The sequence below is a fragment of the Kitasatospora sp. NBC_01246 genome (genome assembly GCF_036226505.1).
Lineage (GTDB): Bacteria > Actinomycetota > Actinomycetes > Streptomycetales > Streptomycetaceae > Kitasatospora.
The window spans coordinates 3,284,805-3,302,822 of the sequence record NZ_CP108484.1 but is presented as its reverse complement, the minus strand read 5'-3'; the positions used below and the strand labels follow the sequence as shown (position 1 = coordinate 3,302,822).

The 18,018-nt window shown below is 73.8% G+C and carries 13 protein-coding genes and 2 tRNA genes; 4 read left to right on the top strand and 11 right to left on the bottom strand.

The features are described from left to right. Nucleotides 1-58: 58 nt before the first annotated feature. The 5 genes from OG618_RS14315 to OG618_RS14295 form a co-directional block, all read right to left on the bottom strand. Entirely contained in the window at nucleotides 59-2,170 is a 2,112-nt protein-coding gene (locus OG618_RS14315; protein WP_442906793.1) for a glycosyltransferase family 2 protein, read from the bottom strand. Between the two features lie 293 nt (nucleotides 2,171-2,463). Next, on the bottom strand, nucleotides 2,464-3,213 hold the full coding sequence (locus OG618_RS14310) for a 3-oxoacid CoA-transferase subunit B (RefSeq protein WP_329487791.1): 750 nt from the start codon (nucleotides 3,211-3,213) through the stop codon (nucleotides 2,464-2,466). Nucleotides 3,214-3,217: 4 nt separating this feature from the next. After that, a complete protein-coding gene (locus tag OG618_RS14305) occupies nucleotides 3,218-3,979 on the bottom strand; it encodes a CoA transferase subunit A (protein ID WP_329487790.1) in 762 nt (253 codons plus the stop codon). 200 nt (nucleotides 3,980-4,179) lie between these two features. Further along, entirely contained in the window at nucleotides 4,180-5,463 is a 1,284-nt protein-coding gene (locus tag OG618_RS14300; RefSeq protein WP_329487789.1) for a hypothetical protein, read from the bottom strand. A 420-nt stretch (nucleotides 5,464-5,883) separates the two neighbouring features. Then, entirely contained in the window at nucleotides 5,884-6,480 is a 597-nt protein-coding gene (locus OG618_RS14295; RefSeq protein WP_329487788.1) for a DedA family protein, read from the bottom strand. A 496-nt stretch (nucleotides 6,481-6,976) separates the two neighbouring features. Between OG618_RS14295 and OG618_RS14290 the strand changes: the two genes are divergently transcribed. Beyond that, nucleotides 6,977-8,080 carry an LLM class flavin-dependent oxidoreductase gene (locus OG618_RS14290; RefSeq protein WP_329487787.1) on the top strand — a complete coding sequence of 368 codons (1,104 nt, stop codon included), beginning with the start codon at nucleotides 6,977-6,979 and terminating at the stop codon, nucleotides 8,078-8,080. Nucleotides 8,081-8,144: 64 nt separating this feature from the next. On the opposite strand, the gene OG618_RS14285 is transcribed toward OG618_RS14290, so the two are convergent. Continuing rightward, nucleotides 8,145-10,202: a putative bifunctional diguanylate cyclase/phosphodiesterase gene (locus tag OG618_RS14285; RefSeq protein ID WP_329487786.1), complete on the bottom strand. Its 2,058-nt coding sequence runs from the start codon at nucleotides 10,200-10,202 to the stop codon at nucleotides 8,145-8,147. Between the two features lie 403 nt (nucleotides 10,203-10,605). Beyond that, nucleotides 10,606-11,031 carry an OsmC family peroxiredoxin gene (locus OG618_RS14280; protein WP_329487785.1) on the bottom strand — a complete coding sequence of 142 codons (426 nt, stop codon included), beginning with the start codon at nucleotides 11,029-11,031 and terminating at the stop codon, nucleotides 10,606-10,608. 326 nt (nucleotides 11,032-11,357) lie between these two features. Between OG618_RS14280 and OG618_RS14275 the strand changes: the two genes are divergently transcribed. Together OG618_RS14275 and lepB are read left to right on the top strand one after the other, a co-directional pair. Continuing rightward, nucleotides 11,358-11,693 (top strand): chorismate mutase, encoded by a 336-nt coding sequence (locus tag OG618_RS14275; RefSeq protein WP_329487784.1) that lies wholly within the window; start codon nucleotides 11,358-11,360, stop codon nucleotides 11,691-11,693. A gap of 209 nt (nucleotides 11,694-11,902) precedes the next feature. Next, a complete protein-coding gene (gene lepB / locus OG618_RS14270; protein WP_329487783.1) occupies nucleotides 11,903-12,727 on the top strand; it encodes a signal peptidase I in 825 nt (274 codons plus the stop codon). Here lepB and OG618_RS14265 read toward each other — a convergent pair. The 3 genes from OG618_RS14265 to OG618_RS14255 all read right to left on the bottom strand — a co-directional run bounded on the left by OG618_RS14265 (nucleotide 12,690) and on the right by OG618_RS14255 (nucleotide 16,743). Continuing rightward, the gene (locus OG618_RS14265) at nucleotides 12,690-13,778 is read right to left on the bottom strand and encodes an EamA family transporter (RefSeq protein ID WP_329487782.1); all 1,089 of its coding nucleotides are present in this window, start codon (nucleotides 13,776-13,778) and stop codon (nucleotides 12,690-12,692) included. The genes lepB and OG618_RS14265 overlap by 38 nt on opposite strands. A 188-nt stretch (nucleotides 13,779-13,966) precedes the next feature. Next, entirely contained in the window at nucleotides 13,967-16,390 is a 2,424-nt protein-coding gene (locus OG618_RS14260) for a transglycosylase domain-containing protein (protein ID WP_329487781.1), read from the bottom strand. A 279-nt stretch (nucleotides 16,391-16,669) separates the two neighbouring features. Next, nucleotides 16,670-16,743, bottom strand: a tRNA-Lys gene (locus OG618_RS14255). 223 nt (nucleotides 16,744-16,966) lie between these two features. Between OG618_RS14255 and OG618_RS14250 the strand changes: the two genes are divergently transcribed. Further along, nucleotides 16,967-17,842, top strand: coding sequence for an alpha/beta fold hydrolase (locus OG618_RS14250; protein ID WP_329487780.1), 876 nt, complete (start codon nucleotides 16,967-16,969; stop codon nucleotides 17,840-17,842). Between the two features lie 83 nt (nucleotides 17,843-17,925). On the opposite strand, the gene OG618_RS14245 is transcribed toward OG618_RS14250, so the two are convergent. Then, nucleotides 17,926-17,999: transfer RNA gene (locus OG618_RS14245), tRNA-Lys, on the bottom strand. Nucleotides 18,000-18,018 lie beyond the last annotated feature (19 nt).

The window sequence follows — 18,018 nt, the reverse complement described above, 5'->3', positions numbered from 1 at the left end:
GCGACGACGGGCTGGTTCGACGGGCTGGTTCGACGGGCCGGGGCTGAGCGGCCGGGGGTCAGCGGCCGGTGGCGGCGGGTGCCGTGGCCTCGGTGCTCTGCGTGCCGGGGGCGGCCCCGGCACGCTCCCCGGCCCGGGGCTGCCGCGGGACCCTCGGGGCGGCGGCGCCGGTGACCGTGAGCGTGGAGGTCGGCCGGGTCCGCCCGCGGCGGACCGCGTCGGCGGCCAGCACGAGCATCGGCAGCAGGCTCAGCAGCAGCGCCAGGCAGGCCCAGGTGCGCATGGCGAGGTGGTCGTGGCCGGTGAAGAACGAGGCCGTGACCGCCCCGCCGAACACCAGCGCCCAGAACAGGTGGACGCGGAACGTCGCCACCCGGTCGGGGCTGGCCGAGTGGCCCTTCGGTGTCACCACGAACCGGCTGCGCCGGCGGAGCAGGGCCTGGAGGAGCGAGGCCGCGTAGATCGGCCCGCACAGCGCCGACATCACCATGCCCGCCACCCCGGACGACCCGGCCGGCTCGTGCGGGCTGACGTTGTGCTTGCGGTTCCAGGTGTAGAGCAGCACCTGGAGGGCGGCCGCGTCGCTGTAGAGCATCATCCAGATCTCCGAGGAGACGTGGACCCCCGAGGCCCCGAAGCCCAGGTAGAGCACGCTCGACACCCCGCCGAGCAGCCAGGTCAGCGCCGCCATCGGGTAGAAGCAGACCATCAGCGTGTAGTTGAGCAGCCGGCCGGGCGACAGCCGCCAGGCGGCCCGCCAGTACTGGGTCAGGAGCGTTTCGTAGGTGCCCCGGCTCCAGCGGAGCTGCTGGGAGAAGAAGTCCGTCCAGGAGGAGGGGCCCTCGCCGACCGCCAGGACGTCCGGGGTGTAGACCGACCGCCAGCGCGCCCCGGTGGCCGGGTTGCGGCGGCGGTGGAACTCCAGCCCGGTCGCCATGTCCTCGGTGATCGAGTCGGACAGCCCGCCGATCGACCGCAGCGCGCCGATCCGCACCGCGTTGTTGGTGCCGACGAACATCGGCGCGCCGTAACGGTTGCCCGCCCGCTGGATCAGCGCGTGGAACAGGAACTGCTGGCTCTCGGAGAACCGGGTGACCGCCGAACCCGAGCTGCGGTAGTTCCCGTACACCTGCGGGCCGACCACGAACGCCACGTCCTCGTCCCGGAAGTACCCCAGCATCCGCTCGCCGAACTCGGGGAGCGGGACGTGGTCGGTGTCCACCGAGAGCCAGAAGTCGTAGGCGGCGCCGTGGGCCTGGAGCCAGCTGTTGTAGTTGCCGTGCTTGCTCCCGGCGCGGAACCGCCCCTCGGGCCGGTTCCACGGCCCGATGCCGCGCCGGCTGAAGTGCCGCACGCCCAGGTGGGCGCAGAGCGCGCGCATCGCGGGATCGTTCCCCTCGTCGAGCAGCCAGACGTCGTACGGTCCGTGGTGCCGGACGGCGAGCGCGGCGACCAGTGTGGTGCGCACCAGCTCCGGCGGCTCCTTGCCCGGTACGCAGGTGGTGAGGAACGCGACCCGGGTGCCCGGTTCGGGCGTGACCGGCACGGGGTCGCGGGCGACCAGCGTGGCGTGGGTGTTGGAGACGACGTTGACCAGGCGGAACAGCTCGACGACCGCGATGATCGTGACCATCGCCTTGTCGGCGATCAGCAGCCAGGCGTGCGTCTCGCCCGGCCGGACCGGCCAGTGGCCGGGGAGCAGCAGCCAGACCAGCAGCACCGACTCGACCGCCGGGGCGGCCAGCAGGAGCAGCGCGGCCCGGATCCGGTGCGGCTCCCGGCGCAGCAGGCTCTGGTAGCGGACGCGGTAGGGGCCGGGGGTGTCGCCGCCGCCCGGGGTGGTGGCCGGGCCGGCGAGTCGGCTGAAGTGGGCGTAGTCGTACGGGGCTTCGGGGACGGCCAGGGGAGCACCGGGCGCGCTCTCTTCGCGCGGGCGCCGCGAGAACTGCTTGACCAACTGTGGCTCCCCCCAAGGCCGGCCGCTCGGGCCGGCTCGATCGTGCGTGCTCCGACCGGAGGTGTGCGGTCCGATGCCCAGTGGCTGTGCCTGGGCGTCCTGGAAGGCCGCTCCCCCCGGAGCCTGGCCTTCGAAGCGGGGCGCCGCCCGGGCGACTGCGGTGTCGCCGGGCGGCTCCCGGGCGGCATCGGTGAAACGTGTACGACCGATCATCGCGCGCGGTCGTCCGGCCACTTCGAAGGCGGGGTCCCGGCGCGCTCTCCGGACTCCCTTCCGGGTGCGCGGGACCTTCTGGCTGCCCCAACTCTCCCGGAGGGTTGACGTGATCGCAACCAGTCCTGGAAACGATCATCGCGCGGGGGTGAGGATATGACGATTCCCGGCCATGCGGCCCGAGTTGGTGTGACGAGGGGATGATTCCTGCCCCGCGTACGCGGGCCGGTCGGACGGACGAGCGAAGGCCGGACCGCCGTACGGGTGATCCGGCCTCCGCGCGGGTCCCTCGGTCAGGACGGCGGCAGCAGGGCCGTGCCGGTCGCGGCGCGGACCTCGTCGAACGAGACGCCCGGCGCCGTCTCGACCAGGCGCAGCCCGCCGGGCGTGACGTCGACGACGGCCAGGTCGGTGACGATCCGGTCGACGACACCCCGCCCGGTGGCCGGGAGCGAGAGCTCCTCGACGATCTTCGGCGAACCGTCCCGGGCGGTGTGCTCCATGACCACGATCAGCCGGCGGGCGCCGTGCACGAGATCCATCGCCCCGCCCATGCCCTTGACCGTCTTGCCCGGGATCATCCAGTTGGCGAGATCGCCGGCGGCCGAGACCTGCATCGCGCCGAGCACCGAGACGTCGATCCGACCGGACCGGACCATGCCGAAGGAGAACGCCGAATCGAAGTACGAGGCGCCGGGGGTGACGGTCACGGTCTCCTTGCCCGCGTTGATCAGATCGGGGTCCTCGGTGCCCTCCAGGGGGTACGGGCCGACGCCGAGGACGCCGTTCTCCGAATGCAGCACCACCCGCACGCCCGGCGGGAGGTGACCGGGGACCAGGGTCGGCAGGCCGATCCCCAGGTTCACGTACTGGCCGTCCCGGAGCTCCCGCGCGGCCCGCGCGGCGAGCGCGTTCCGGGCCTTGGCAGCGCTCCGGGCGTCCGCGTCGGAAGCGCTCCGGGCGTCCGGGGCGTTCCGGGATTCGGGCGCCCGGCCCGGGGCGGCGACGGACCGCGGGGCGGCGGCGAAGGTCTCGGCGGTCATCGGCTCAGGCCTCCTGGAGCGCGGTGCGGACGGTGCGGCGCTCGACGCGGCGGTCGGCGGGATCGGCGAGGACCAGGCGGTCGACGTACACCCCGGGCAGGTGGACGGCGTCCGGCTCCAGCACGCCCGGTGCGACGATCCGGTCGGCCTCGACCAGCGTGGTCCGGCCGGCCGTGGCGCAGAGCGGGTTGAAGTTGCGGGCGGCGGCGTGGAACACGCAGTTGCCGTGCCGGTCCGCGACCTCGGCGCGGACCAGCGCGAAGTCGGCGGTGACGGCCTCCTCCAGCAGGTAGCGGCGCCCGCCGAACTCCCTGACCTCCTTCGGTGGCGAGGCCAGCGCCACCGAACCGTCCGCGCCGTAGCGCCAGGGCAGCCCGCCCTCCTCGACCTGGGTGCCGACCCCGGCCGGGGTGAAGAACGCGGGGATGCCCGCGCCCCCGGCGCGCAGCCGTTCGGCGAGGGTGCCCTGCGGGGTCAGCTCCACCTCCAGCTCGCCGGAGAGGTACTGCCGGGCGAACTCCTTGTTCTCCCCGACGTAGGAGGAGGTCATCCGGGCGATCCGGCCGGCCCGCAGCAGCAGGCCGAGCCCCCAGTCGTCCACCCCGCAGTTGTTGGAGACGACGTGCAGGCCGGTGGCGCGGGTGGCGGCCAGGGCGCCGATCAGGGTGCTGGGAATGCCGCAGAGGCCGAAGCCGCCGACGGCCAGCACCGCTCCGTCGGGGATGTCCCCGACCGCTTCGGCGGCGGAGTCCAGGACCTTGTCCACAGGGTCACCTCGTGAGGGGGGAGGGGGCGGAGGAACGCCCCACCACCGTCCCCGAGCGCGGGGCACGGCGACCATGTCGCCCGGCCCCACGCCGGTGCGCGCACACATGGCCGGCGCCCACACCCGGCACGCCCGCGCCCCGGGCGTCCGCGTACCGCGCCCGCGCCCCGGGTGCCCGCCCGCCGCGCCTCAGGAGTCGGTCACCCGGCGGCGCCGAGGAAGGTCCCCCACCCGCCGGCCGGGGCCTGCCCGACGTTCAGCGAACGCAGCTTGCGGATGGTGGACTGGTCCTGGACCTCCAGCCATTCGACCAGCTGCCGGAAGGAGACCAGCCGGACCTCCGGCTTGCCGGCGATGGTCTTGAGCGTCTCCTCGACGGCGTCCATGTAGATCCCGCCGTTCCACTGCTCGAAGTGGTTGCCGATGAAGAAGGGCGCACGGTTGCCGTTGTAGGCCCGGTCGAACCCGGCCAGGTAGGAGTCCCGGGCCTGGGAGCGCCAGTCGTCGTACTTCGCCGGGTCGCCCTTGGTGCTGCCGGCCGACTGGTTGGCGAGGATGTTGTAGTCCATCGAGAGCACCTGGAACGAGTGCCCGGGGAACGGGATGCTCTGCAGCGGGAAGTCCCAGACCTTGCCGTCCTGCACCTTCTGCGGCCATATCTGGAGGCCGCCGGAGGAGCTGGCGTCGTACTTCCACCCGAGGGCGGCCGCGGTCGGCAGCAGGGCCTTCTGCCCCTCCAGGCACGGGGTCCGCCCGCCGATGAGCTCCTTCTTGTAGTCGAAGGGGAGCGGGTCGACGTCGGTGAAGCCGGTGTTGGTGCGCCACTGGGTCACGAAGGAGACCGCCTGGTCGATCTCGCTCTGCCAGTCCTCGGGCGTCCACTTGTTGACGCCGTTGCCGTCCGAACGGGTCGAGCAGAAGTGCCCGTTGAAGTGGGTGCCGATCTCGTGGCCGGCCAGCCAGGCCTGGCTGATCAGCTTGATCGTGCTCTTCACCGCGCCGTCCGAGAGGTACGGGATGTCGGACGCGCCGACCGAGTGCTTCGGCGGGTGGTACAGATCGGCCTTGCCCTTGGGGAGGGTGTAGATCCCGGAGAGGAAGAAGGTCATGGCGGCCTTGTGTTCCTCGGCCAGCTTGAGGAAGCGGGGGAACTGGTTGTCGTCGGTGCCGCCGGCGCCGTCCCAGGAGAAGACCACGAACTGCGGCGGCCGCTCACCGGGCTTGAGCTTCTCCGGCTTGGGCTGGTTCGGCTGGGGGCCGGTGTCGGACGTGGAGCCGTCCCCGATCGGCGTGCCCTTGGCGCCCCCCTTGGTCGGCGTACCGGTCACCGCCGGCCCGCCGGTGCCGGTGCCGGTGCCGGCGCCGCCGGGGGCGGAGGAACTCGATCCTGAACCCGATCCGCTGCTGGAACACGCCGCCGCCGCCCCGAGCGCGACGGTCGCGGCGGTGGCGCTGAGCACGGTCCTGCGCGAGATGCTGGTCATGGTCTCCCCTGGGTGCCGCCGGCCGGGTCGAAGGGCGCCAGTGGGCCGCACCGGTCATATCGGGCAATTGATATGTAATACGCCGTTAGCATGTCATGTGGACGCGGAAGGCATCAAGGAAGAAGAAGCCCCGAGGTCCAACAACAGTCAACACGCCTACCCGGCATCGACCGGCTGCAACGGCCGGCCTTCTGTTGCGGTCCTGTGACGTTTTGCACGGTCTTGGGCGATCGGCTCCCGGCGGGGCGGGCGAGCGGTCCTCCGCGCGACCGGAACCGCGAACTCCGGTACGCCGCAGGGGCGGAGGCCGGAGTGAGAGCTGCTGGGGCGGAGGCCGCACGGGCGCGGCACCGCAGCGTCGACGACGCCGCGGTGCCGTAGGAGCCCTCGACGCGGTTCCGCGCCCACGCCGGCGCGGCGTCAGGTGACGACGAGCCGGCGGTTGCGCCGCACGATCCGGGCGATCGCGGTGCTGATCACGGTCGCGGCGGCGCAGGAGACCGCGAGGCTCAGCCAGGCGGTGTCGAACCAGTGGCTGTTGAGCCAGCCCAGCGTGACGATGTAGGCGGCCCAGACCAGGGCGGCCAGGGCCGACCAGCGCAGGAAGCGGTACGGCTCGGCGGGGGAGTGCCCGATGGCCAGGTCCAGCACGGTCCGGCCGGCCGGCACGAACCGCGCGACCACCACCATGGCGGCCGCGGCCCCGGTGGTGCGCCCGTCCAGCGCCTGCTGGACCCGGGCCACGCTGGCCGCCAGCTGCGGCCGGTGTTCGAGCCGTCGCTGCAGCGAGGGGGCGCCCCGGCGGGCCAGCCGGAGCAGCAGGAGGTCTCCCAGGAAGGAGGCGATCGCCACCCCGAATCCCAGTACCACCGGAGCGCCGTCTATCTGGGCCGTCTTGAGCACGGCCAGGATGACCAGCGTCCCGCTGGGGATGAAGGGGAGAAAGGCGTCGCCGAGTACGGCGCAGAGAGCCAGGGCGCAGATCCATGAGGATCCGATCACCGTCGCGATGTCCAAGTCAGGTACTCCCTCCAGGCTGCCCGGGGGAGCAGATGGCTGCAGGGGACAACGCTAGCGCCTCGACTTTTCATGCCATGAAGCACCCCGGCTGTGCTCGGCCTCACACGACGCGAGCCCCTGGAGCGGGGTGCCGTTCCAGGGGCTCGCGGGGATCGATCGGTGCTGGTCCAGCCCGACGACCTTGCAGGTGGGAGTGGATCCCGTTGGGTGATCCGCTCTGCGTCCTAGCCTGCCGGACGCCGCCCGCCCGTCGCGAGCCCTGCGGCTGGCGACTTCCCGCGCTGGCGTGAAGTCGCCACACGTGTTCGCGCGCTGGCTCTGAGTCAGCCGAACGGTCGGTAGGCGGGTGGTCGCACGGTGGAGCCGGGGAGCGGGAACACCCGGCCCGGCGGCGTGGTTGACCCCCCTTGGCAGTGGCGGGGCCGCGGACGAGGTGCGCGGCCGTCCCAGACGCCACACGGACACCGGCAGGACGGCCAGGAGGGCGGACGGCATGACCACCGACGACCAGCAGGAGCGCGGGCCCGGACCGCGGAGCCACGCGGCGATCCGGGGCACCGCCCGGGGCTCGGCGCCCGCGCCGCTCTCCATCCTGGACCTGGCCACCGTGGGCGCCGGCTACACCCCGGCCGAGGCGCTGGCCTCGACCACGGCCCTGGCCCGCAGCGCCGAGGAGTGGGGCTACCACCGGTTCTGGGTCGCCGAGCACCACGGCATGCCGGGCGTCGCCAGCTCGACGCCCGCCGTCCTGCTCGCCCACCTCGGGGCCCACACCACGACGCTGCGGCTCGGGTCCGGGGGCGTGATGCTGCCCAACCACGCGCCGCTGGGGATCGCGGAGCAGTTCGGCCTCCTGGAGGCGCTGCACCCCGGCCGGATCGACCTCGGGCTCGGCCGCGCCCCCGGCACCGACCCCGCGACCGCCCGGGCGCTGCGGCGCGGCCTCGCCGAGGGGGCCGACGACTTCCCCCAGCAGCTCTCCGAGCTGACCCACTTCCTGGACGGCGACTTCCCGGACGGCCACCCCTACGCCCGGCTCGCGGCCGTTCCCCGGAGTGCCGGCCGGCCGCCGATCTGGCTGCTCGGCTCCTCCGGCTTCAGCGCCCAGCTGGCCGGCCGGCTCGGTCTGCCGTTCGCCTTCGCCCACCACTTCAGCAGCACCAACACCATCCCGGCCCTCGACCTCTACCGGTCGTCGTTCCGCCCCTCGGCCGTGCTCGCCGAGCCGTACGCGCTGATCGGGGTGAACGCGGTCGCGGCCGACGACCGGGAGGCCGCCCGCAGGCTCGCGCGCTCCTCGGCGCTCGGCATGCTGCGCCTGCGCCGGGGGAACCCGGGCCCGATCCCCACCCCCGAGGAGGCGGAGAGCTACCCGTACAGCCCGGTGGAGGCCGACTTCGTGGACGACTGGCTGGGCAACGTCGTCCTCGGCTCGCCCGGCGAGGTCGCCGACGGGCTGGAGTCGCTGCGCAAGCGGACGGGGGTGGACGAGCTGATGGTCACCTCGCACATCCACGGCCACGAGGCCAGGCACCGCTCGTACGGGCTGATCGCCCGGGCCTACGGGCTCACCGGCGAGGCGGCCGCCGGCGCCTGAGCCCACCGGCGGGTCCGGTTCCCGGCCCGGCCGGTGCCCCGACAGGGGCGCGGCCGGGCCGTCGTCACGGCGTGGCCGGCCGAGGGCGGCGCTCGCGGAGTATCGCGGCGACGTGCTCCGCCTCACCGGGCTTGGCGAAGTACCAGCCCTGCGCGGTGTCGCAGCCGGTGAGCCGCAGCCGTTCGGCCTGCGCCGCGCTCTCGATCCCCTCGGCGGTCACGGTCAGCCCGAGCGTGTGGGCCAACTGCACCATGGCGCCGACGATCTGCTCGTCGGCGTCGCTCCGGCGCGAGCCGGCCCCGGGGAGGCCGGTGCGGCCGGCCGGGTCCGGGTCGCGGAAGCCCTCGATGAAGGTGCCGTCCAGTTTCAGGACGTGCACCGGCAGCCGGGAGAGGTAGGCGAGGTTGGAGTAGCCGGTGCCGAAGTCGTCGATGGCGATCCGGACGCCCATGTCGGCGAGGGCCTGCAGGGACTGCAGCGGCCGCCCGCCGGGGCCGAGCAACGCGCTCTCGGTGATCTCCAGTTGCAGGAGCCGGGCCGGCAGGCCGGAGCTCTCCAGGGCCCGGGCCACGTCGGCGACCACGTCGGAGTCCCAGATCTGACGGGCGGCCAGGTTGACGCTCACGAAGGTCTCGTTGTCCGGGAACTCCGTGAGCCAGCGCCGGGCTTGGCGGCAGGACTCCTCCAGCACCCAGGTGCCCAGCGGCACGATCGCGCCGGACTCCTCGGCGAGCGGGATGAAGCGGTCGGGCGAGAGTGTCCCGTAGCGCGGGTGGCGCCAGCGGACCAGGGCCTCGGCACCGTGCACGGCGCCGTCGGCGAGGCCGACGAGCGGCTGGTACTCGACGGTGAACTCGCCGCGCTCCAGGGCCGGACGGAGCGCGGTGGCGAGCAGCTGACGGGTCAGCTGGTGGGCACCCCGGTCCGGGTCGTAGAGGGTCCAGCGGGCCCGGCCGTCGGCCTTCGACCAGTACAGCGTGGAGTCGGCGTCCTTGACCAGGTCGGCGGGCGTGGTCTCGTGCACCGACCGCTCGACGACGCCGACGCTGGCGGTGACCGCCAGCCGGTGCCCGGCCACGTCGAAGGGGCGTTCGAGCGCTTCGAGGAGCCGGGCGGCCAGTTCGGTGAGCTGCTCGCTGCCCCGGCTGTCGGCCACCAGGACGGCGAACTCGTCACCGCCCATCCGGGCGACCAGGTGGGAGCTGTGGTCGGAGACGCCGTGCCGGAGCCGGGCGGCGACCGCGATCAGCAACTGGTCGCCGATGTGGTGGCCGAGGGTCTCGTTGATCGCGGCGAAGCCGTCGAGGTCCAGGTAGCAGACCCCGACCCGACGGCCGTCCGGCCGGTCCGCCGCCGTCTCCGCGGTCTCCGGCGCGGTCGCGGTGGTCCCGGCCGTGAGGCAGGCCGCGTCGAGCCGGTCGAAGAAGAAGGTCCGGTTGGGGAGCCGGGTCAGCGGGTCGTGCAGCGCCTGGTACTCCAGGCGGTCGCCGAGCCGGCGCTGTTCGGTGATGTCCTCGACCATGGCGAGCGTGTACTGCGGGTTGCCGGCGCCGTCCCGGATCAGGGAGATGGTCACCTTGCTCCACACCGTGCGGCCCTCGCGGTGCTTGAGCTGCTTCTCCACCCGGACGCGTTCGCGGTCACCGCGGACCAGCTCGGGGAAGAGCCGGTCGGGCATGCCCTCCGGGTCGATGATGTCGTGGATGTGGGTGTGGACCAGGTCGACGACCCCGCAGCCGACCAGGGTGGCGAAGGCCGGGTTGACCTCGATGATCCGGTCGTCGGGGTCGAGCAGGGCCATGCCGATCCCGGCGTCGCAGAAGGCGGCCCGGAACCGGGACTCGCTGGCGCTCAGCGCGGCCAGCAGGCGGTCGGTGCTCCCGGGCGGGGGAGCGGGGGCGGGATCGGCCGGGTCGGCGGGCCGGTGCGTTCCGTCGGCGAGCGGGGCCGAGCAGGTGGGACAGCGGGCGGCGCCCGGCGCATCGTCGGTGCCCGGCCGCCGTCCTGATCCCGCGTCGGGCGCGTCGTCCGACGCGGCACCGGGTGCCCGGTCGGTGCCCTGGGCCGGGCGGAGGTTCGGAAAGATGAGGTGGCGGTGCTGGTGCGGTTGTTCGTGCCGCACGCTTGGGTGTGCGTCGGCCCCCTCGTTCTGGCCCGGCACGGCATGCTCCCGTCCGCTGCTGACGCTTGATGCTGGTCAGGCCGGTCACCTGGAACTGCGGCGGCCGGCTCCCGCGCCCTGTCGAGGTCCTCACGGTCCGGTGCGCAACGCTCGCTGTGGAGCGTTCGCGTGGGGGATCCGCGTGAAGAACAGGGCGCTGCGGCCGATCATAGGACGCGGCGGCAACACGCGGTGACCGCCGCCAGGGTGATTTGCCTGCTTTCACGGCATCTGAGGTGGTACATGCAGACGCCCCCGGTACACATCACATGATGTGCGCCAGGGGCGTGTGCTCCACAAGTGCGCCCCGGGCGCTTGTCGAGCGCTGGGAGCGCGCCGCCGGGGAGCGGCGGGCGGCGGTGCGTCAGGCCAGCGTGGCCGTCAGGGTGATGGTCGTCCCGGTCAGGGCCTGGCTCACCGGGCAGTTCGCCTTGGCGTCCTCGGCGGCCTTCACGAAGCCCGCCTCGTCGAGGCCGGGCACCGTGCCGACGACGGTCAGGTGGATGCCGGTGATGCCGGTGCCGGGCTGGAAGGTGACGTCCGCCTTGGTCTCCAGCCTGGTGGGCGGGTTGCCCGCGCCGGTGAGGCCGTGCGAAAGGGCCATCGAGAAGCACGCGGAGTGCGCGCCCGCGATGAGCTCCTCCGGGCTGGTCTTGCCGTTCGGCGTCTCGGCGCGCGCCGGCCAGGAAACCGGGAACTCGCCGATGCCGGACGAGTCGAAGGTCACCAGACCCTTGCCGTCGAGCAGGCTGCCGTCCCATTCGGTGTGCGCGGTGCGAGTGGTTGCCACGATCGGTACCTCCATTACTGGGGGACTGCCGTCCCGTCACTTCCGGTCATGCCGCGCACCAGCCTACGGGCAGGCCGGGGGGCGATCACGGGTAACGCTCCAGGGCGCCGCGCCCGACGGCGGCCGGTCCGCCCGCCGGCCGGCAACGGCCCTGGCCGGGCGGCCGATCCGCGATCCGGTCACCGGTCCGGCCGGCGTCCGGATCGTGGACGGCTGAGCCAAATGGTGCGGATGCGCGGCGAGCGCCCTGTTAGATTTGCCCGGGCCCGAGCCCCGGCCGACGGACGGTCGGGTGCCCACCCCCAGAGAGCCGCGGAGCCGCCCCGATGACGGATCACCCCACGACCCCCGAGACCGGACCGTCCGACGGGATCGACGACGCCGTCCGGGCCGAGCTGACCAGCCTGCGCGAGAGCATCGACAACATCGACGCCGCGGTGGTCCACATGTTGGCGGAGCGGTTCAAGGCGACCCAGCGGGTCGGCCGGCTCAAGGCCGAGCACAAGCTGCCCCCGGCCGATCCGGCGCGGGAGCGCGACCAGATCCGCCGCCTGCGGGAGCTGGCGGCCGGCGCCCACCTGGACCCGGTGTTCGCGGAGAAGTTCCTCACCTTCATCATCGCCGAGGTCATCCGCCACCACGAGGCCATCGCCCGCGCCTGACCGCATCGGCCCGCGCTTCCTCGCGTTCCTTCGTGTCCCTCCGCTCCTCCCCGCGTTCCGGCGCCCGAGCCGGGCCGCGTCCCGGAGGCCGGCCGGCCCCCGGCGGGACGGGTCCGCGATGTCTGGCACGGGTAAAAGCGCGATTTCGCGTGGCTTCCCGGGTGGCGTAGCGTGCAGGTTCCCCCAGCCGGAGAGGTGGAGCAGCGACGATGGCGGTGAACCTGCCCGAAACGCACGGCGATGCCGGGAGCGCTCAGGCCCCGGCCGCCGGCCCCGGACGCGGCGCCGACGGTGCTCCCGGTGGCCGGGCGGAAGCCCGCCGGGCGCGGTCGCGCAAGGCGTCGAGGGGCGGCAAGGGGCCCAGGAGCCCGAAGGCCCGCCGGGCCGGGCGCCGTCCGCGGCCCTGGTGGATCGAGATCCCGGTGATGGCCGCGGTCGGGCTGCTGGTCGCGCTGCTGATCAAGACCTGCCTGTTCCAGGTGTTCATGATCCCGTCCGGGTCCATGGAGAACACCCTGCGGATCGGCGACCGGGTCGGCGTGAACAAGCTCGCTCCGCTCACCGGCTGGGAGCCGGAGCCCGGCCAGCCGGTGGTGTTCAAGGACCCGGGCGACTGGCTGCCGCCCCAGCCGACCGACGGGAACCCGGTCACCCGGGCCGTGGGCTCGGTGCTGGGCTTCGTCGGCCTGGTGCCGCCGAAGGACGACAACTACCTGGTCAAGCGGGTCATCGCGACCGGCGGCCAGACCGTGCAGTGCTCCGGCACCACGCTGACGGTCGACGGGGCGAAGGTGGACGAGCCCTACCTCCACCCCGGCGACGACTCCTGCGCGGGGCTGGACTTCGGTCCGGTGACCGTGCCCCAGGGGTACGTCTGGGTGGAGGGCGACCACCGGAGCGACTCCGCCGACTCGCGCTACCACCAGCGGGGCCCGGGCGGCGGCGCCGTACCGGTGGACAACGTGGTCGGGCCGGTGGCGGCCGTCGTGTGGCCGCTCAGCCACCTCGACTGGTTCGGCTCGGTCGGCCGCTGACCACGGCGGTTCCGCGCTCCCCGTCGTCCGGGGCCCCGGCGGTCCGCGCCGGGCGCTCGCCGAGCGCGGTCGCCCCCGTCAGGTCGTCCGTCGGTGCCGCGACCTCCACCGGTGCCGCGGCGGGGGACGGCTTGCTCGCCTGGGCCGCGAACGCGCCCGCCAGCACCAGCAGGCCGCCGGCCGTCTGGGGCAGGCCCAGGTGCTCGCCGAGCAGGATCCAGGCCAGCACGGTGGCGACGACCGCCTCCAGGTTGGCCACCACCCCGGCGACCGGCGGCGACAGGTGCCGGACGGAGACCACCCCGGTCAGGTAGGCGAGCACGGTCGCGACCAGGACCATCCAGGCGGCCGGGAGCAGTGCGGGCAGCGAGTGCCCGTTCATCACGACCTGCCCGCCGAGGAGCCCCCAGTCGGCCTCCCAGGGGCGGGTGAGGACGGTGAGCACGACCGCGCCGATCAGCAGCCCGAAGGCACTGACGGCGATCGGGTCGACCGGGCGGTCGCCCCGGCTGCCGGCGTCGGCCAGCACGAAGTAGCCGACCTGGCAGCAGGCCGCCCCGAGGGCGAAGAGCACGCCCAGCGCGTCGAAGCCCAGGCCGTTCCAGACCTCCACCACGCAGGCCAGACCGGCCACGGCCACCCCGGCGCCGACGGCGGCGCCCCGGCTGATCGGCTTGCGCTGGACGAACTTCACGTAGCCGATGAGCAGCGGCGGTCCGAGGTACTCGATCAACAGGGCGACGCCGACCGGGATCCGGGAGATCGCCGCGAAGTAGCAGGCCTGGACGCCGGCGACGGCGAGCAGCCCGAAGCCGATCAGCAGGCCGGGCCGGCGGAGCACGGCGGCCCGGTGGCGGTAGGCCAGCGGGAGCAGGACCACGGCGGCGCCGGTCACCCGGAGCCAGACCACGTGCAGCGGTGAGAGTCCCGCCTCGATCAGCGGCTTGGCGGCGGTGCCGGAGCCGCCGAAGGCGAACGCGGAGACCAGGGCGAGGGAGAGGCCGAGAGTTCTGCCCGGAGCGTGGCCGGTCAGGGGCTTTGAGCTGTGCACCGAGGCATTGTGACAGTCATACCGCCGATTCGGTAAGGCGCCATTTCGTCATTTGGTCCTGCACTGAACTGTGCGCAGTGGCGGGGTCCGCCACGGTGGCCGCCCTGCCCGCGGGAACGCGGAACGGGCCCGGAGCGGAGCCGGGTGGCTCCGCTCCGGGCCCGTCGGAGGGCGCCGCCCGCGGCCGGCTACTGCCCGGTGCCCGCGCCGGCCCCCGCCGGCGACCCCGCGCCCGTGCCCGAACCGGACCCCGTGCCCGTCCCCGTCCCCGTGCCGCCCGAAGGCTGGGGCGCGGTGGTCGGCCCGGTGGTCGGGGCCGTGGTGGGCCCGGTGGTCGGCTGCGGCGACCGGGTGGGCCGGCCGGTCGGCTGGGAGGTCGGCTGCTGGGTCGGCTGCTGGGTCGGTGCGGTGGTCGCGCCACCGGACCGCGAGCCGTCCTGGTCCGTACCGGCGGAGCCGCCCGGGCCGCCCGGCGTGCCGGTCGGGCCGGAGCCGTTGCCCGCGCCGCCGGTCGTCCCGCCGGTCGCGCCGCTCCCGGGCGTGGCCGACGGCGAGGCCGACCCGGACGGCGACGGCGAGCTGTCGGCGGGGCCGGCCGTGCCGCTGCCGCCCGACCAGTCCTTGCCCGAGGGCTCGGCGAAGTCGGTGACCGGCTGCCCCTTGAGCGCGGCCTTCATGTAGCTCGTCCAGATCTGGGCGGGGTACTGGCCGCCCGCCGCGCCGTCGATCCCGCCGGTACCGCTGAGGCTGACCTGGGCGCCGCTGCCCGGATCCTGGCCGAACAGCGCCACCGAGGTCACCAGCTCGGGGGTGTACCCGACGAACCAGACCGACTTCTGGTCGTCCGTCGTCCCGGTCTTGCCGGCGACCGGGCGGCCCAGCGACTTCGCCCGCCAGCCGGTGCCGCCCGGGTCGCCGACGACGCCCTCCAGCATCGAGGTCACCTGGCGGGCGGTCTCCTCGCCGACCGCCTGGGTGGTCTTGTGGGACGGCAGCGCGAGCGCCTCGCCCTCGCGGTCCACCGACTGCACCAGCCAGGGGGTGATCTGCTTGCCGCCGTTGTCCAGCGTGGCGTACACGCCGGCCATGTCGAGCACGCTCGGGGTGGCGGCGCCGAGCGGGATGGACGGCACCGGGTCGAGCCCGGGGGTGTTGCTGGGCAGGCCGAGCGCGACGGCGGTGTCGCGGACCTTCTGCAGGCCGGTGTCCTGGGCGAGCTGGGCGAACACCGAGTTCACCGACCAGTCGGTGGCCTGCTGCAGGGTGACCTGGCCGTAGCTCTTGTCGCCCTCGTTCGGCGGCGCGTACGGGGTGCCCTTGCCGCCGCGGACCTTGCGCCCGCTGGTGCCGTCGTAGACGGTGCGCGGGGTGACGGTCTGGCCGGACTGGGTCTTGGCGCCGTTCTCCAGGGCCGCCGCCAGGGCGATCGCCTTGAAGGTGGACCCGGCCTGGTAGTCCCGGCGGGTGGCGTTGTCCACGTAGTGCTTGGTGTAGTCGACGCCGCCGTAGAGGGCGACCACGGCACCGGTCCTCGGGTCGACGGAGACGGCGCCGGCCTGGGCGTTCGCGTCCTTCTTCCGCTTGTCCGGGTCGAGGGTGTCGTGCAGCTGCGCCTGGACCGAGTCCTGGAGGGCCTGCTGGCGCGCCGGGTCGACGCTCAGCTTGATGGTGTAGCCGCCCTTGGCCAGCTCGGACTCGGTGATGACGTTGTTGGCGGTGAGGTACTCGGTCGCCGCGTTGACCAGGTAGCCGGCCTGACCGGAGAGGCCGAGCTGGGCCTGCGGGCCCTTGACGTCGGGGAAGGCGGTGGCGGCCCGCTCCTCGGCGGAGAGCCAGCCCTCCTTCACCATGCCGTCCAGGACGTAGTTCCAGCGGTTGACCGCGTTCTGCTTGCCGGCCGGGGTGGCGGTGGCCACGTCGTAGGCGCTCGGGGCGTTCAGCAGGGCGGCCAGGTAGGCGCCCTGCGCCGGGTCGAGCGCGGCGGCGTCGACACCGAAGTACTGCTGGGCGGCGGCCTGGATCCCGTAGGCGCCGCGCCCGTAGTACGAGGTGTTGAGGTAGCCGGACAGGACGGCGTCCTTGGTCTCGGTGGCGTCCACCTTGATCGCTATGAAGAGTTCCTTCACCTTCCGGGTGACGGACTGCTTCTGGTTCAGGTAGGTGTTCTTCACGTACTGCTGGGTGATCGTCGAGCCGCCCTGGGTGCCCTCGCCCTTGGCCGTGTTGACGGCGGCGCGGACCAGACCGGACACGTTGACGGCGCCCTCGTGGTAGAAGTTGCGGTCCTCGGCGGCCAGCGCGGCGTGCTGGGCGGCGGGGGAGACCTTGTCCAGGCCGACGTTCTGCCGGTTGGTCTGGCCGGTCCGGGCGACCACCGAGCCGTCCTGGTAGAGCCAGGTGTTGCTCTGGGCGGTCGCGGCGGCGTGCGCGTCCGGCACCTTCACCAGGGCGATGCCCAGCGCGAACAGGCCGACGCCGAGCAGCAGCGCGGCCGCGAGGCCGAGCAGGCTCATCCGCCAGGTCGGGATCAGCCGGCGCCAGCCGGTGCGCTTCGGGCGGCGCGGCCTGCGGCCGCCGGCCGGACCCTCCGGGGAGCGCTTCAGGCGCTCCACCGGGCGGAGCCCGAGGGACGGCGTGCGTCGGCCGCTCCGGGTGTTTGGGGACAAAGCGGCAGCCTTTCCTGCGGGCGAACCGTGCGGCCAGCACAAAACGGGAATGTCGACGGTTGGGGACCTTTGCCCCGTTTCCGGTGTACAGCCCAGGACGTGCCGAGCGGGCCGATTGGCTCCGCCGAAGCGGCAAGCGAGACCGACATCACACGCAAAACGGACGCCGAAGGGCAAAAAAATCAGGGAGCCTCTCGCGACTGCGAGAGGCTCCCCAAGTGTCTGTGCGCCGCCAGGGACTCGAACCCCGGACCCGCTGATTAAGAGTCAGCTGCTCTAACCAACTGAGCTAGCGGCGCCTGCTGACCTGGAGAACAATACACGGTCCGGCCGGGTGCCCCGAACCACCGGGGGCGAAGGGCCCGTCCACCCTCGGCCCAGCGCCCGTTTCCGCCCGGTTGGGGCGGAGTTCGTGCCCGGTTAGGGTGGGAACGTGCCCAGCTCCCGCCCCGGCCGCCGGGGGACACGGCTCGCCGTCGCCGCCCTGCCGCTCCGGCCGGCGGGCGAGGGGGTGGAACCGCGATGACCGGATCGGGGGCGCACGACTCCGCGATGTTCCTGCGGATCGACGGGACGCCCCTGCACGTGCGCACCGAGGGCGGCGGACCGGTCTGCCTGCTCACCGGGGGGCTGGGCAGCAGCTGGTTCGACTGGGACCTCGTGGTGCCCTTCCTCACCCCCTACCGGACGGTGGTCCGCTTCGACCGGCCCGGGTACGGGCTGAGCGCCTCCGAGCCCGCCACCCGGCCGGCCCCGACGGCGGCGGGGGAGGCGGCCCGCATCCGGGGCGTGCTGGACGCGCTCGGACTGCGCGAGCCGTGCACGGTGGCGGGCCACTCGCTGGCGGGGTTCCACGTCGAGGCCTTCGCGCGGCTCCACCCGGGCCGGACGGCCGGGCTGGTCCTGCTGGACGGCAGCGTCGAGTCGGACCCGCGGCCGCTGCCGGCCCCGGGGCTGCGCGACCTGGCGGCCCGCGCGGTCGCGGGCGCGGCCACGGCCGTCGCGGCGCCGTACCTGCTCGGGCCCACCGTGCGCGGGCTGGTCGCCCGGGCGACCACCGTCCGCCACGAGGACCTCGCCCCGGTGCCGCTGGTCCGGCACTGCTACCGGACCGGGCGCGCCCTGCGCGCCCTGCTCCGGGAGAACGCGTGCTACCTCGACATGGCCGCCGAACTGGACGAACTGCGGGGCGCCGCACCGCTGCCGCCCGGACTGCCGGTCACCGTGCTCGCCGCCGACGACGGGTGCCGCGGCAGCCGCACCCTGGACCGGCTGGCCGAGCAGCGCGGTCTCGCCGCGCTGCTCGGGGGCGACTTCCGCAGCACGGCCCCGGCCGGGCACCTGCTGATGTTCGACCGCCCGGACGCGGTGGCCTCGGCGATCCTGGACACCCGCTGAGCCCCGCGCCGGAGCCTCCCGGCGCAGGCCCCGGAAACGCCTCAGGCCGCCCACCGGAGTGGACGGCCTGAGACCTTGCCATGTGCGCCGCCAGGGACTCGAACCCCGGACCCGCTGATTAAGAGTCAGCTGCTCTAACCAACTGAGCTAGCGGCGCCTGCTGACCCGCACGACAT